At 43.3% G+C, this 15,676-nt stretch carries 10 protein-coding genes; 4 read left to right on the top strand and 6 right to left on the bottom strand.

All coding sequences use genetic code 11. The features are described 5' to 3' along the window. Nucleotides 1–17: 17 nt before the first annotated feature. Both ABIX36_RS17745 and ABIX36_RS17740 read right to left on the bottom strand, forming a co-directional pair. On the bottom strand, nucleotides 18–1,604 hold the full coding sequence (locus ABIX36_RS17745) for a RagB/SusD family nutrient uptake outer membrane protein (protein ID WP_348083510.1): 1,587 nt from the start codon (nucleotides 1,602–1,604) through the stop codon (nucleotides 18–20). A 22-nt stretch (nucleotides 1,605–1,626) separates the two neighbouring features. After that, nucleotides 1,627–4,629 (bottom strand): TonB-dependent receptor, encoded by a 3,003-nt coding sequence (locus ABIX36_RS17740; RefSeq protein ID WP_348083509.1) that lies wholly within the window; start codon nucleotides 4,627–4,629, stop codon nucleotides 1,627–1,629. Nucleotides 4,630–5,000: 371 nt separating this feature from the next. Between ABIX36_RS17740 and ABIX36_RS17735 the strand changes: the two genes are divergently transcribed. Together ABIX36_RS17735 and ABIX36_RS17730 are read left to right on the top strand one after the other, a co-directional pair. Then, nucleotides 5,001–6,227, top strand: a complete 1,227-nt coding sequence (locus tag ABIX36_RS17735; RefSeq protein ID WP_348083508.1) for a CehA/McbA family metallohydrolase — start codon at nucleotides 5,001–5,003, stop codon at nucleotides 6,225–6,227. Between the two features lie 199 nt (nucleotides 6,228–6,426). Further along, on the top strand, nucleotides 6,427–7,104 hold the full coding sequence (locus ABIX36_RS17730; protein ID WP_348083507.1) for a hypothetical protein: 678 nt from the start codon (nucleotides 6,427–6,429) through the stop codon (nucleotides 7,102–7,104). Between the two features lie 64 nt (nucleotides 7,105–7,168). Here the strand turns inward: ABIX36_RS17730 and ABIX36_RS17725 are convergent, their stop codons facing one another. Next, nucleotides 7,169–10,546 (bottom strand): VPA1262 family protein, encoded by a 3,378-nt coding sequence (locus ABIX36_RS17725; protein ID WP_348083506.1) that lies wholly within the window; start codon nucleotides 10,544–10,546, stop codon nucleotides 7,169–7,171. A 53-nt stretch (nucleotides 10,547–10,599) separates the two neighbouring features. Here ABIX36_RS17725 and ABIX36_RS17720 point away from each other — a divergent pair, with 53 nt between their 5' ends. Next, nucleotides 10,600–11,220 carry a GNAT family N-acetyltransferase gene (locus ABIX36_RS17720; RefSeq protein ID WP_348083505.1) on the top strand — a complete coding sequence of 207 codons (621 nt, stop codon included), beginning with the start codon at nucleotides 10,600–10,602 and terminating at the stop codon, nucleotides 11,218–11,220. Between the two features lie 413 nt (nucleotides 11,221–11,633). Further along, nucleotides 11,634–12,233 (top strand): DUF2807 domain-containing protein, encoded by a 600-nt coding sequence (locus ABIX36_RS17715; RefSeq protein ID WP_348083504.1) that lies wholly within the window; start codon nucleotides 11,634–11,636, stop codon nucleotides 12,231–12,233. A gap of 185 nt (nucleotides 12,234–12,418) precedes the next feature. Here ABIX36_RS17715 and ABIX36_RS17710 read toward each other — a convergent pair whose 3' ends face one another. From ABIX36_RS17710 to ABIX36_RS17700, 3 genes are all read right to left on the bottom strand, one after another. Continuing rightward, entirely contained in the window at nucleotides 12,419–12,976 is a 558-nt protein-coding gene (locus ABIX36_RS17710) for a DUF1016 domain-containing protein (RefSeq protein WP_348083503.1), read from the bottom strand. A gap of 63 nt (nucleotides 12,977–13,039) precedes the next feature. Then, nucleotides 13,040–13,414, bottom strand: a complete 375-nt coding sequence (locus ABIX36_RS17705) for a DUF1016 N-terminal domain-containing protein (RefSeq protein WP_348083502.1) — start codon at nucleotides 13,412–13,414, stop codon at nucleotides 13,040–13,042. Between the two features lie 320 nt (nucleotides 13,415–13,734). Further along, nucleotides 13,735–15,669 carry a c-type cytochrome gene (locus ABIX36_RS17700; RefSeq protein WP_348083501.1) on the bottom strand — a complete coding sequence of 645 codons (1,935 nt, stop codon included), beginning with the start codon at nucleotides 15,667–15,669 and terminating at the stop codon, nucleotides 13,735–13,737. Between the last annotated feature and the right edge of the window lie 7 nt (nucleotides 15,670–15,676).

The raw sequence follows: 15,676 nt of genomic DNA, 5'->3' as shown, positions 1-15,676 counted from the left end.
CTTTGTTTATTTGCTAATTAATAACCGGGGTTTTGAACCAGGTTTGGGTTAAGTTTAATTTCCTGCGCAGGTATTGGGAAAAGCCTGCGGTTAACATCTTTATTCATGGTAAGTACGTCGTTTGGTAACGGGTACTCTACTTCATACTGTCCAAAACGGATCAGGTCGTTACGGCGCCATGCTTCCCATGAAAACTCGCGGGCACGCTCATCCAGCAAACCGGCCAGATCTATGCCGGCAACTGCAGGTGCACCGGCACGGGCGCGGATCTTGTTGATCAATACATCTGGTGTTTGTAACTCGCCGTTAACAGATGTTGCTGCAGCTCCACGCAAAATAGCTTCGGCTTTCATCATCATTACATCGGCCAACCGGAAAACAGGTACATCATTACCATTTAAACGGGTGGCCTGTATAATTGTAGGATCGGGATAATATTTCATCGAGCGTACACCTTCCGATTGGCTGGCTATGGTATTACCAAGGTCCATCGGTTTGCCCGGTACCAGCGTTAGTTTAGGTTCTATAACTATCTGCGTGGTAGTGCCGGGGTAGTAAACCGGCTGGCTTGTAAAACCTCCATTACCATCCGGTGCAAATTGCGGGCCGGCCAGCCATGTTTTAGTTCGTGCATCGCCTGCTAAGTTAAACCTGTTGTAAAACTCAGGCGTGGTGCTCATGGCTATACTTAAACCAACATTAAACCCGTAAGCCTGTACCAGGTAGTAAAAGAAACCAAAACGGGTGAACTGGTTACCCGGTATTTGCTGATCGTAAGGAATAGCGAATATGGTTTCATTTATTTGCGGGCCATTGTTTGGCAAAAATATATCGCGGTATTTGGCATCAAGGCTGTAGTTGGTGTTCTTTAAAACACTATCAGCCATGGCAACAGCCTCGGTATATTTGGCTGTACCGGTGTAAACCTGTGCGTTTAAATACATTTTCTCTAACAGGGCAAACGCCATTGCTTTGGTAGGGCGGCCATAAGTTAAAGTGGCATTAGCGCTGGTTTTTGCAGGCAATAGCTGTACCACGCTCTTCAGTTCGCTTTCAATGTATTCATAAGCTTTTGCACGGGTTTGGGTGGCGGGCTGCGTGGCTACCGGGAACTCGGTGATGAGCGGGATATTACCGTACAGATCCATCATAAAGTAGTTATAGAGCGCACGCATGGCCCTTACTTCGGCAATGGTTGATGCCTTCTTTGCTTCGGTAGAAGGCGAAGCGTTAATAAGGCTGATAATACGGTTACAGGTATTAACACCACCAAAGCCCCACTGCCAAATAGTAATAACATTTGGGTGGTCAAAGGTCCAGGTGTGATAATGCAACTGGCGGTACTGGCCACCATCATCAAAGTTACCATCACGGGCCGGCAATATAGCCTCATCTGTAGAAAGCTCCTGCATACGCCAGTAAGGCACCGCGTAGTTAGAAGATAAATTGGAGTAAATGGTACCTAATAACGCGTTATAATCAGCATCGGTAACCGGGAAATTTGACTTAACGTACTGCGATTCTACCGGCACATCTAATTTTGTGCAGGAGTAGGCGCCGGCAAGGACTGCAATGCTGGCACATAATATAAATATCTTTTTCATCTGTATTTATTGATATGGATGTTTAAAATGAAGCGGTTACACCTACACTGAACGTGCGGGTTTTAGGATAAAAATCTTTATTATCAATCCCCGGGGTTAAGCCACCGATGTTTATTTCAGGGTCTACGCCACGGTACTTAGTGATCACAAAGATGTTATTGCCCGAAAGGTACAGGCGGATATTTTTGATAGCCTTCACATTGGGCCTGATGGTGTAACCCAGGGTAGCGTTATCTAAACGCAGGTATGAGCCGCTCTCCAGGAAACGATCAGAGATGAGGTAACCATTAATATCTTTAAAAGATTCGCCTAAAGTAAACCGCGGGATATTCTGGAATTTCGAATCGGCCGGGTTGTTTAATGATGCAAGCGTAGCGTTCAAGATCTGGTTGCCATAAACACCGCGTACCAGGAAGTTGAAATCGAAGCTTTTGTAATTGAAGCTATTGCTCCAGCCATAAACGAATTTTGGCTGAGCGTTGCCGGTGATGCGCTGATCGGTTGTGAGCGGCTGGGCTGCGGTAGTACTGCCGTCGGCTTTTTGATAGGTACTTACACCATTGGCGTTTTTACCCAGGTAGTGCCATAAGTAATAGGTACCAATAGCATAACCCGGCTGTATAACCTGGCTGTAGTTACCCGATTGCCCTTTACCGCCCAATTGCGCAGATTGGATGTTATTAACCGCAAACGTGGCATTTGATAAACTCTCTACTACGTTTTTATTATGCGACACGTTAAACGATGTGCGCCAGGTAAAGCTTTTCGATTTTACCGGGATAGCATTTAAAACTACCTCGATACCGCTGTTTTTTATTTTACCAACGTTAGCCGTTAGCAACGGGTAAAAGTATTGTGTAGTTGATACCTGGTAGGTGTAGATCAGGTCGGATGTTTTCTTGATATAGTAATCTACCGAACCTGTTAAACGATTGTTAAATAAACCAAAATCTAAACCGATGTTGGTAGTGGCCGTACTTTCCCATTTCAAATCAGGGTTATCATTACGCACAGGGCCAATAGGGTTGGTAATTACACCGTTATTAAGGAATTTACCACCACCCGGAGGGATCCCGTAGATCAACTGCGCGGTAAACGCATCAAAACCTAAACTGTTACCTGATACACCGTAACCGGCGCGCAGTTTAAGGTCGCTTATCACCGGAAGTTTTTCCATGAACTTTTCGCTGATAATTCTCCAGCCAACAGATGCTGCCGGGAAGTAACCGTGGCGCTGGTTGATACCGAAGGCCGATGAACCATCTTCCCTTAACGATGCCTGGAATAAGTATTTATCGTTGTACTGATATTGCACACGTCCGTAGTAAGAGATCAACCTCAGGGTTGAGATATAGTTAGGGTCAAACTTGATCTGTGCCAGGTTGCTTGGGTTAGACAGGAAAAGGTTGTTGAAAGTTAAATTATCATTAGAAAAACCCTGGGTTTGCACGCCAAAACCATCGTTGGTGCGGTCTTGCTGGTAAGAGTAACCGCCTAATAACTTAACGCTGTGAAGCCCAAACTCCCTGTCGTAATTTAAGAACGCTTCAACTACATCGCTGGTGCTTTTGTAAGCAGTGCGGTTAGCAACACCGCCCAAACCAACGGCCAGACCCGATTTGCTGTTAAAGTAAGTGTTTACGTTGTTCTGATCTTTTTGCGTTGATCCGTTCAATGTAAATTTCAGGCCTTTTAATATATCCACCGAGGCGAAGCCGTTAATAAGCGTTTTGTTATTATCCGTTTTGATAAAGTTGTTATCAATTAACGATAAAGGGTTTAAAGTACCACTACCGGTACGGGCAAAGTTTTCTTTGTAGCTGCCATCCGGGTTAAAAGGGCTTACTGTTGGCAGGTAGAACAATATACCCGATAGGACCTGGCTTTGTACTATATCATCGCTTTTGGTACCGCTATTGGTAATGGTTATACCCAGTTTAAGCTTGTCGTTAAAAAAACGCTGGTTGATATATCCTTTAAAAATCGTACGCTCCAGGCTGGTGTTCTTTAATATACCATCGTTTTTAAAGTAGTTAACACTTGCGCCATATTCGGCGTTATTGCCCGCACCACTATAGGAAAGGTTATGATTTTGCGAATAGCTTGTCTTTTGAGCAAGTTGTTGCCAGTTGGTATTTGAACCATCATCATCCAATGGTTTTGCTAAAGGAGCCACGCCGTTATCTGCAAGATATTTGCGCAGTTCATCGGCGGTTAGCATATCGATACTTTTAGATACCTTTTCCATTGCGCCGTACGCGCTGTACGTAAGCCTGGTTTGGCCGGCTCTTGATCTGCGCGTGGTAACAATAATTACCCCGTTTGCCGCACGCGAACCGTAGATAGCTGTAGAAGATGCGTCTTTTAAAACGTCGATGCTTTCAATATCGGCTGGGGCAAGCAGGTCTATAGAAGCACCCGGTACACCGTCAATTACATAAAATGGCTGCTGTGCGGCACCTTCGCGTAAGGTAGACGGGCCACGCAGTATAGTAGCAGGTTGTTTGTTAGGGTCGCCGCTTTTGGTGATGTTTAAACCGGCAACTTTTCCCTGCAATAATTCAGCCGGGGTAGTTAAAACACCAGCGTTAAACTCTTCTGCCTTTACCGATGTTATGGCACCGGTTACATCTTTTTTACTGGATGTACCGTAACCTATTACAACAACATCCTTTAATTGCCTTGCATCGGGCAGCAAGCTTACGTTTACAGTATTGTCGGCACCAACTTTCACGTCTTTAGGCAGGTAACCAATAAAACTAAATTTAAGCGTAACGATGTTACCCGTTACACTTAACGAGTAAGCGCCGTTAACGTCGGTCATAACGCCGGTATTGGTCCCTGCAACTAACACAGAAACACCGGGAAGCGGCTGATTTTTTTCGTCGGTAACGGTACCTCTGATGGTACGGCCAGTTTGCGACAATGCAGGCGATACGCTGAAAACAATAGCGCATAGCAGCATTATCCATTGCCTGGAATGGTGGCTTAGACCATTAATAAAGCGATGGTAAATTTGTTTCATAAGGGTGATTATTTGTGATGCAGAATCTATTTAAATTAAATGCAAAGTAAAGCATGCTTTATTATCAAAACACCAACTATCCGTTAGCATATTAATAACATTTGCAATTGCCTATACTTTAAATTTCAAATAAGTTACGTTAGGTTAACACTCCGTTAATAAAAAATTAAAATTGAAGTTGCCACCGCATGTTTACGGCAATATAGCCAGAAAAGGTTTCGGAATTTAATGAGAACGCTTTTATTAATTGAACAATAGCGAATACAACTTTATATTTAAAATTACATTTTGATAAAAATTAGTTTACATCATTTTTTGTACCATTGCCCACTAATGTTACATCGATATTTATATTGATCATCCTCTATATCATGTTTAAAAACAACTTTACAAAAACCCTTGTTCCAGGTATCTTTAGTATAATACTGCTTGTCGCCGGTCTTTTTATTAGCAACCCCGTGTCGGCACAATCAACAGGTAAAAATCCATGGGCTGTTAAAGATGTTGGCACCCTGCCCCCTATCGCCAGCCTTACAAAAGGTGTTTGGCTAAAGGGCGAACTTCATATCCATTCCAGCCACAGTAAAGAATCATCTAATAATTCTGTTGCAAAGATCCTCGCGTTCTCACAATCTGTTGGGATGGATTTTATTTGCATCACCGATCATGATAACCACGTGGACGGCGATGTTGCGCATAACACCTGGACGGATCCGGAATTCAAATCAGACTCTGTGCTGTTACTATATGGCGCGGAATGGACCACCACACGCGGGCATGGCAATGTATTCTCCGCAAAACCTTACAACCATCAGTTGCTTTACAACGTTCGCGATCAGCGGGACACGGTGATAGGCAGGATAAAGAGACAACTTGGGATCCATCTCTCAGCCAACCATCCCAGCGGGAAAGACAATTTTGGGTACTCTTATGACCTGGTTAACTCTATAGAAGTTTGGAACTCGGTAATTTGGAGCAAAAATGCCAACGCCATCATGATCTGGGACGATATGCTATCCTCGGGTCGCAAACTTACCGGCAGAGGCGGAAGCGACGCCCATCACGGAACGCCGGATTCGCCGGATAAGGCAACAAGCAACAGCGGCCAGCGAAACGCAAACTATGTAGGCACGCCAACCACCTGGGTTTTTGCTAAAGAGCGCACCTCGCAGGCGGTGATTGACGCGCTCACAAACGGCAGGGTTTCCATCAGCGCTAACCCCTATGCTCCCCGCGTTGAATTTCATGCCGACCTTAACCAGGATGGCACCATGGATATGATGATGGGCGATAACGCTAAAGCGACGGGCAAGCCTATTAAGTTTCGCGTTCAGCTTACCGGGGAACACATTCCGGATGGTAAGTTTACCATTACTGTAATTAAAGATGGCGGTAAATTCGGCACGTTTGAAGTTGACGGCAAAATGCCATCGGTAGAGTTTACAGATACCCCAAAAATACTCGGGCGAACTTATTACCGGGTAACGGTGGATGGCCCGGGCACGCCCTATCCCCAGGTTCCCGGAGCGATGGCGCTAAGCGGAACCATGGTAGGCCTATCTAACCCTATCTATTTCAATTTCGACCCTAAGTTTTAGCACGAGCTCTGTATAGGTTTTGACGGTGCAAATAGGGTTAACATAGCTTAACACAATTTCAAAATCAAATTTTTAAATACCTGATAATCAATTGATTGCAAAAAGTTAGGGTTAACATATTTTCGCATTTTTTTTAACTAAAAATATTAGTATAAATAAAGAATATTCTGTATATTTACTTTTAAAAATACAGAATAAGATGAATGAAAAAACAACCTCCCTCGCGGTGCCTAAAACTTCGAAACGCAGGATCGACGGACTGCTCGCGCTAAAGAAAATTACCGTAAAAGATATTGAAGACCTCACCACGGCCGAAAGGAAAATTCTCCAGAAACGGCTTACCCGGTTACTGGCAAACGCCAAAGGCACAGAAAGGGACCGGATCCTGGCAAAGATAGATGCTATCCTGCCCGAGAGTACAAAAAGCGATGTGTGGGAATACAATCATACCATCATCTGCAGCGCCGTTTCGGGTTTTATGCAACACCATGGGGTTATGCCCACAAAAAACGCGATAGCCGAAGAAACCGGACTAAGCCGGCAAACCGTAGCCAAACATTTTGAGGAATACAGAACGCACCCGGAATTTATTGCCGAAGCGGAGCAGTTTAAATTGATGAGTCACGAAATACTGGCCAACGTATTCAGGTTTGCCCGCAAAGGCGACATGAAGGCCGCCCGGCTTTATTTTGAGATGGTTGGCGCCATCAATAAAAACAGCACCCACACCGTTGTGAACGAGCAAAAGAACTACATCCAGATCAACAACACCATCCTGAGCCAGGAAAATTTGAAGCAGTTAACCGCCGAGCAGTTGTTGCAGATTGAGAATATTGTTACCAACAGGGCGATTGAGATGGTGGGACGGGGAGTATAGGGTATTGTTGGTAGCAATACCGACAAAAGCGAGGAATAACCAGGTAGAGCTATCTGTCGGGTATTTACAGGGACTGCTTTAAACTACTTATTGGTGAATAGCCTCTTGAAGTGACATACTTTTCTGCTTTGGCTATCTCTAATTCATATTGTTTCAGGAATTGATTAATGAGGTTAAGCGGTTCCGGCAGCAGCAGCCGAGTTTCTTTCATGTGTTCAAACAACACTTTTATCCAATAAGCACGCTCGGCCGCGCCGTCATAAATGTAAAAATTAATTTGCTGTTGGAAGGGTTGGGATAAATATGCCCAAAATGGCGCTATCGATCTTATCCAATCGTCGACGATAGTTATTTGCTCTTCAGCAGATAATTTTGTGAAATAATAACTGATGGTTTTTGTAAGTTCAGCGTCTGTATGTTCGCTATAGTGATCTGTTTTCTTTTTTAAATACTCGTGATAGCTGAGCTTGTTGGTAAACAATTTATTCCAAAATCCGAAGACCCATTGATGGTCTATGTAGCGCGTCGCTATTAACGGGTTAAGGAAGTATTCACTGATGCTGTAACTGTAAGAATATTTTAGCGGGCCTGAAAGCACCTGTATTATTCTTTCCATCAAGTTTGTCTCTCCGCTCCAATTTGCGATTAAAGCAGCGTAGAGTTTTGTCATAAGCTCTTCTTGCGGTAATGCTCTATTTAGACGGACATTGTGGGCAATAGAGCTGATAGCCAAACGGTATTCATCATCTGGCAATGTATTTTTTAGTAGTTGGTTTACATCATCAAATTCTTGATGATGATAAGATGAGGTGACGCCCATTAGAAGGCCGGCACTGGCAGCCGCCCTAATCTTATAATCAGATGACGATAGAAATTCTGTTTGTATATGCCTTTCGGCAACGGTATAATAACGCAGGAACAGATGGTTAATGGTAGAAATCAACAGCATTATCCCGGTTAAGTTGACGTCTGCTTCGTTCCACCCCCCCGCCGCGGCTTGGTTTATCAGGCGTTCCAATAATTTAACAGCGGTTTTCGGTAGTCCTTTGACTAATATTTTACAAGCGTAATAACAATCATATGGAACGCCGAAAAAGTCACCGCCCATATAATTGATTTGGCTATGGGTAGCGTGGAAAATACCTTCAAAATTTCCATCGATATAAATTAGATAATGCTTATATCGATTATTTGGATTTTTCTTTGGTTTGATATCTAATACGAAAGCGACTAATTTTTCAGCTATCGTCGGCTTCTGTTTCAAATTCTTTTGCAGTTCATTTACAACATTATAATCTGTCGAATAATATATTGACCTGGCCATAGCTTGGCCGAACGAGAGCATCAATTTATTAAATTTTCTTTGTGATGCTTTATTCAGGATTTTTGCAAAATGGCTTATTTGTGACGGATTTATTTTGTAAAGTTCAAGGGACGAGCTGTCGTCAGCGAACAGGCCCTGATCTTGCACGAAAGTTTGAAGTTCAGCCAGATTAGCCTTTCTTAATCTGCTTTCATTATACAGGTTTGCGAATAAGTATGCAGCTTGGGGAATTTCTTGTAAGCTTTTGTTAAAGTTTGGATTATTCAATGCTGCTGACGTCGAAATCACTTTACTTGTCTCGGGTACTTGAAACAATGTGACCAAAGTGGTTTTCTTTGAAGTGCCCACTTTGGTTGCATCCAGCAAATCACCCATATATTTTAACACTTCCGGAAGAACATCAGGTGGTATAAGTGTGATTAAAATTGGTTCTTTGCGAGTTGCGCCCTGAAGGGAATTAGACAAGTGATAACCCTTTGTAGCGAAACCCTTGTCATCGGTAACTATGATATAACGGTCATGGAAAAGTTGTTTTTTACCTCCGTCTGGACTGGTCAGATCAGTTATGGTAATATTTATTCCGGTAAAAAGTGGTGCCCACGCCCGGCAGTTAGCCTGAATTTTTTTTGCAGGATCTGTGAGGACGCCAGAGGTTCTTTTGCTCTTTGATTTAACACGATGCTGAGTACAGGTCAAAACCCTGAACTTCTTGTTTGAAGTTTGCGCGTTGGCAAATATTTCTATACCATCCTTGTCAAAAAACGGATCGATCAAGAGTAAACTTCCGCTTTCCGGAGTATTGACGATTTCCATGATCCATTGAAAAAACGACAATTGGCCGGATGCATTTAATTTTTCGTCCCATCCATTGATAAAAAATTTTGCGCCTGAGGGTTCAGGATATATTTTTTTCATGAAATCAATTATTTCACGCGATGAACTGACCCATGGGTCGTGTTTATATCCTCCGGAATTGACAATGGAAGCGCGCGCCGTCCGATGAAAGCTGGCGAGTTCGACAGGTTTGTTTTGTTCCCTACTATCAAGTTTGTCCAGCAGATTAATGCGACCTGAATTGATTTGACTTTGCACAATTGACATCGTGGTACTAATGGTCCGGATTAGCACATTTGAGTCTTCAAAGAGAATCCGTGCGGTTTCCGAACCGCTTTCAAGTTCCCAAACCGTAAGCTGAACTTCTGATACTGGTTGCAAAGAAAAAAAATCAAAAACAAGTTCAGTATTAGTCCAAGTTCCTTTTTTTACTTCGTCCAAAGCTAATTCCTCACCGTTCATGATTCGGCATCTTACCAACACTTCCTTTGGACCTTTATTTTGCGGTTTTAAAAAGGCCTGTATTTGTTTGGCCACACCATTCCCGTTCTTTATCACCCGATACTGCACCAAAGGTCGAAGTTCTGCATCTGCGGCAGGTAAGCGGAACCATTCCACATTACCCAGTCTTGGTGCGCTGTCCTTAATGAACCTTAACCCGGTAGTTAAGTTCAATTGCTCACTAACCCACTTAATAATATCAACGAATTTTTCATCGTTGACATCCGCTGGCAGCACATTAAAAATATCCAATTTTGGCAAAAAGAAAAGTTCACTAACAAAAATACTATAACCCGCGGGGCTTGGCGTAGACTTACTTGACCAGGGGATCAGCAAATGCTCCATTGGTAACATCACCTCGGGTCTCGAAACATATTTCAGGTTGACATCGTTTTTATCGATACCAAACGCAATATTATTTAACTCAGACGGTACAAGCACATTTTCGTCGGCAAGCTGTACTTCACTCAACAGCTTCCCCTCAAGTAATTCTGTAATGTAATGTTTGATATCATTTCCGGAACCGATAAATTCCGCTTTTAGTACTTCTACCCTGGCAGTCTTTCCCGCTGACATCGGCACATTCATATTACCTACTGACGTGACCGAACGCCAACCCTGAAAATTTTCGTAATTAGCTATGACCCATGAATAAATTATCTTAACATTCGTTTTAGTACCAGTTGATTTCAATAGCCAGATTTGCCAGGTATATTGAACCCACAAATCGGTTAAGGTTGAGGGAAATGGATGTTTTTCAACAAGTAAATTTTTTTTTGACATGGGTTTAGATTTTAAATGCAAAAATAAGGAAACTAAACCTTTCGCTAATCTTGATGACCATCGAAATAAGAAAAAACATTTCAAATCAGGGTGCCATCATGATCGAATCTTACGATTTCAAAACTATTGATACCCCGGCTTTATTAGTCACAAGACCAACAAAGGCATGGAAGGCACGGAAGATTCAAATTATTCAATTATTTTCGCCCCAAAACACCCATCCCATGCACCTCACCCATAAACTCCTCCCCTTCCACCAGCTTAACGTAGACGAGCTTTACCAACTCCTCCGCCTGCGCAGCGAGGTATTTGTGGTAGAACAAAATTGTGTGTTTTTAGACCAGGACGATAAGGACCAGCAATGCCATCACCTGCTGTTATATGCCGATAATGAGCTTGCGGCTTATAGCAGATTGGTGCCCGCAGGTTTATCATACTTGGAGCCGGCCATTGGGCGGGTAGTCACTTCGCCTGCTTTTAGAGGTAGTGGCTTAGGCAGAAAGGTGATGGAACTGGCCATACAAGGCTGTGCAGATCTGTTTGGCCAGCAGACCATCCGTATTGGCGCGCAAACCTACGCGCTACCGTTTTACCAATCACTGGGCTTCGTTACTGAAGGTGACACCTACGATGAGGATGGGATAGAACACATAGAAATGATAAGGAAGTTTTGATACGGGCTGCCAACTGTTGGCAAACCAAAAAAACGGTATAAATCCGCCCTGTTCACCACAAATTTTTCTAAAAAAATAATTACCTCCATCGCATTTTACGCCGCCGAAATTATGGGAAATCTCCGTCCGGGAAATAAAGCACGTATCTCTAAAATGCAAAATCGATAATTTAAGGTTCATAATTACCTATAAAAGAGCATTTAAATTAATAATAAGGGGAGTTTTTATCTTTATTTTAATAGTGTATTTATTACACTAAGATGATTTTTACAATCTTAATAAACCCCACCTTTGCGGAGAATTACAAGGCATAGAAACCACTGCCCCAGAATAGCGCAAAAGGCCTTGTAGTTTACTTGTATTTGAATAAGGTATATACAAGTAACACTAACAACCTTAAAATAAATATTACAATGAAAATTAAAAATCTATTCCTTACCGCAATGATCATCGTTGCCTTAGGATCATTCAACTCTGCTTACGCAAATACAACCAAAGACGAAGCTTTCACCATTTTAGAAGATGTAGGTGCTATCAACAGCATAGAAGTTCATGGCAACGTGCAGCTCTTTATTACCGATGCCCCTGCCGATGTGATAAAAGTGTACAACAAGTATTACGCTGAAAGCGCGCTTATCCAAAACAAAAATGGTGTACTACGCATCTCTTCTTACAAAGACGAAAAATTGGTGATCTGGGTAAAGGCTAACGGCCTTCGTTCGGTATCCATGTTCGACAATTCACAGATCATCTCTTTTGGCACTTTGTCGAAAATTGAGTTCAGTGTAGAGCTGCACGATAATGCCCAGGCAAAATTAACCCTGGACGCTTATAAACTGACTTTATTGGTTAAGAACAACGCAAAGGCTGAAATTAACGGTGCTGCCGAAGAACTTAACCTTAACAGGGAGGTTGAACAGAACGTTACCCGCAACAACCTGGCTGTGATTCACCTTTACGAAAACAAGAGCATCGCGGTTGCCGGTGCAGCTAAGCAGATAACTGCTATCTAATTCAGCGTAGTTTACACTTAATGAAAATTTATGAGAGCCACCCGGTAACAGGTGGCTCTTTTTATGTACCCCATTAATAATTAGCTGCATTATTGGCTTCGCTTGAAAGAGAGCCATGTTTTGCTTACCATTTTCTTGTTTTATGAAAGCATTGAACAATCACTTCGCTAAACTAAAATACTTAATTACACTCTTTTTTCTATCTCTTTTTCAACCTCTTCTATTAGTTGCTGTTCGGTAGGTAAATACAGTTTATATTCACTTGCAAAAATGGTTTTATTGTTTTCCGGCAGGGAAATCTTTACGACGGCATTGTTTTTTTCTGCACATAGTAAAATGCCGATGGTTGGATTTTCAAAGTCTTTCTTTTCGAACCGGTCATAGTAGTTTACATACATCTGTAGCTGGCCAATATCCTGATGCGTGAATTTTGTGGTCTTTATTTCTATAACCACAAAACATTGTAAAAGACGATTGTAAAAAACAAGGTCGATAAAAAACTCGTCGCCCTCTATATGTAATCGTTTCTGCCTGGCTACAAAAGCGAAACCGTTGCCCATTTCCAGTAAAAAATCATGCAAATGTGTAATGATAGCTTGCTCCAGGTCTTTTTCATAATAGGATGCTTCACGGTGTAATCCTAAAAACTCAAGATACATGGGGTCTTTGATGATCTCTTTAGCATCCGACGGTTGCTTTTCGTTTCGGGCAACAGCCAATACGCTTTCCTTGTCGTTGCTCATCAATAGCCGTTCCCATAAACTGCTATGAATTTGCCGTTCTAACTGGCGTACCGTCCAATTGTTCTAAATGGTTTCGGCTATATAAAAATCACGTTTATCTTGGCTATCAAGCCTGATGATAACTTTGTATTGGCTCCAACTCAATTGCGAATACAGTGTATTCGCAATTGGAAATGTGCGGTAAAACTGTCGAAATAATTCTATCTGCCGTTTCGAGAATCCGCTGCCATACTCCGGCTCTAATTGATCAGCAATAAATTTAGTTAAGTAATTGCCATAATCCGCCCGGTCTTTTCCTTGCTGCTCTTCTTCAAAAATGCGTTTTCCTATTTGCCAATACATTAATGTACGCTCATGATCAACCAACCTTATCGCATTGTCTTTAGCACCATGAATGATGGCTTGAATATCAGCTATTACAGATTGATTAATTAGCATTGTATAACGAAGTATGGTTCAATAGCAAAACTACAAAAATAGAGGATGCCCGAAGCGAGCGTTTTAACTTTCTATTGAAACAATGTAACGCGAGCAAACAACCATCCCCCAAATAAAACTTAACCTCGAAACGGATTAGCCGAAAAAACAGTACTTACCGAGCGAACCATCTATAACACCCTGCATAACGCGCTTAAAGTGCTACGCGATCTGTTTTTGCCGGTGTTGATGTTTAGAATATTGAAATAAGAGTATAACCACTATTAAAACAAAAGAGGGCCAACATTTCTGCTGACCCTTTTGTTGATAGCTGAATTTGTTTATCTCAACGAATTGATGTAGCCGGCAATTTTAAATGCTTCGGCTTTGGTTACCTGCGGCATTGGCGGCATCTCGGTGGAGTAACCCGGCCAGTTTTGCGGCTGCGGGTTGTGGATCAGCGAGAAGATCTTCTCCGGCGAATATTTACGCTTAGCGATCTCTGCGAAGGGCGGGCCAATTTGCCTCTTTGTTGGGTTATGGCACGATAAGCAGGTATTTTTGGTTAGCAGGCCTTCTACCTCCTTAAAGGTTGGTGCTTTTGTGCTGGTAGTTTTAATTGCAGCAGCCCCGCCTTTTACCGGTGCGGTTGCTTTTTTTGTTGATGGAGCAGCGGCCGGTGTGGCGGCAGAGTTTTTTGTGCTTACTTCGCTCATCGAAAGCTTATCACCATCCGGAATTTGGTTTAAGGTGTAGTAGGCTACCGGGTGTACCAGCGAATAAAAACCATCCTGCGACCGTAAGCCATCCAGCGTTAAGGTGTGGATATAATACTGGCGAAGGCCCTGAACAATGATCCTTGCTTTTAAGCCATCGGCAGATACTTTAACGCCTGCAATTTTCAGCTTTTCGGTATTTACCGGTGGCGAACCATAAACTGGGTGATATTTATAAATAAAGCTTTCGGCATTGTAGGATGCCAGGTCCTCGGCAGATTTACGATCTACCGGCGCGGTAAATTCTACTTCAAAACCATCAGGCATTGCCCTTACGGCTTTCATCTCGAACGGTGTTTTATTGTTGTAAACCAATCTTTCCAGCCCTTCGTTGGCATCACCTGCCGAACCCCAGCCACGGTTGGTTTCGCCTACAAACAGGGAACCATCGGTGCCCCATTCCAGCCTTAACACGCCCGAGCGGAATCCTTTACGGAACAGGAATGCGACGCCCTGCTCCTGGCCTTTTACGGTTTCGAGGAAGATGCGCGAGATGATGCTCATCCCCTGGTCGCCCGCCAGGATCTGCCCTGCAAACGGACCGAAGGTATTGGCAGGGATCTTAACAGCCTCTGATGAAGAGATCCCTAAAATACCATAAGGCAACCAGGCCGAAGGCAATTTCAACTCAGGAAACACCTTCTTCATCTCAAACAGGGTTTTGAACGATTCGTTTACCCTATTTTCCGGCTTAATGTAACGGCCCTGCTCGTTTTTAATACGACGCTCGTCCATTTGCGAGTAAAAGAAATCCGATTGCAGTTTTACCGGTGAATTTGGCAAACTTGTCCACCTTAAGCTGGCGGGGTGCCCCATAAAGTCGCCTTTGTTTATTTTCCATAAACCGCCCGATCCTACCCAGTCGCCCTGGTTCTCGGTATAATAAAACGCGCTATCTATTGCGCTTATACCCGCCGGCGAACGGAAACCCGCCGCATAAGGCGTCATTTTGCCGCCCGGGGTAATATTCATTGCCCAGCCACGCATCGGCACACGGCTTTCGGCTCTCCACCATTCTTCATCGCCAAAGGCAACGTTGGCGGTTACCATAAAGGTGCCATCCTTCATTATTTTAGGGCCGAAGCTGTACTCATGATAGTGTCCGCTTAAAGGCCAGGCGTAAACTGTTTCGTAGATCTCCGCTTTGCCGTCCTGGTCTTTATCAACCAGTTTGGTAAGCTCGCCGCGTTGCGCTACGTACAGCGCGCCATCTTTATAAGCGATGCCCAATATCTCGTGCAGGCCATAAGCGAATCTGCGCCAATAAGGTTTTGCGCTGGTGGGGTTTTGTACAATGTACACTTCGCCGCGGCGTGTGCTCAGGGCAAGGTCGCCATTGGGCAGGGTTGTTAAACCACCCACCTCTAAAACAGGGCCCTCGGGTACGCGTACTTTATTTATTTTGAAAAAGTCTTCCTCTTTAGGGGTCTCCTGCGCAAAAAGTGCTGAAAAGCTTAAGCTTAGCGCCAGGGTAAGTATCGTTTTAAATGTATATTTCATTGTGGTG

The organism is Mucilaginibacter sp., assembly GCF_039925265.1.
Taxonomy (GTDB): Bacteria; Bacteroidota; Bacteroidia; order Sphingobacteriales; family Sphingobacteriaceae; genus Mucilaginibacter.
This window is presented reverse-complemented; position numbering and strand designations above follow the sequence as displayed.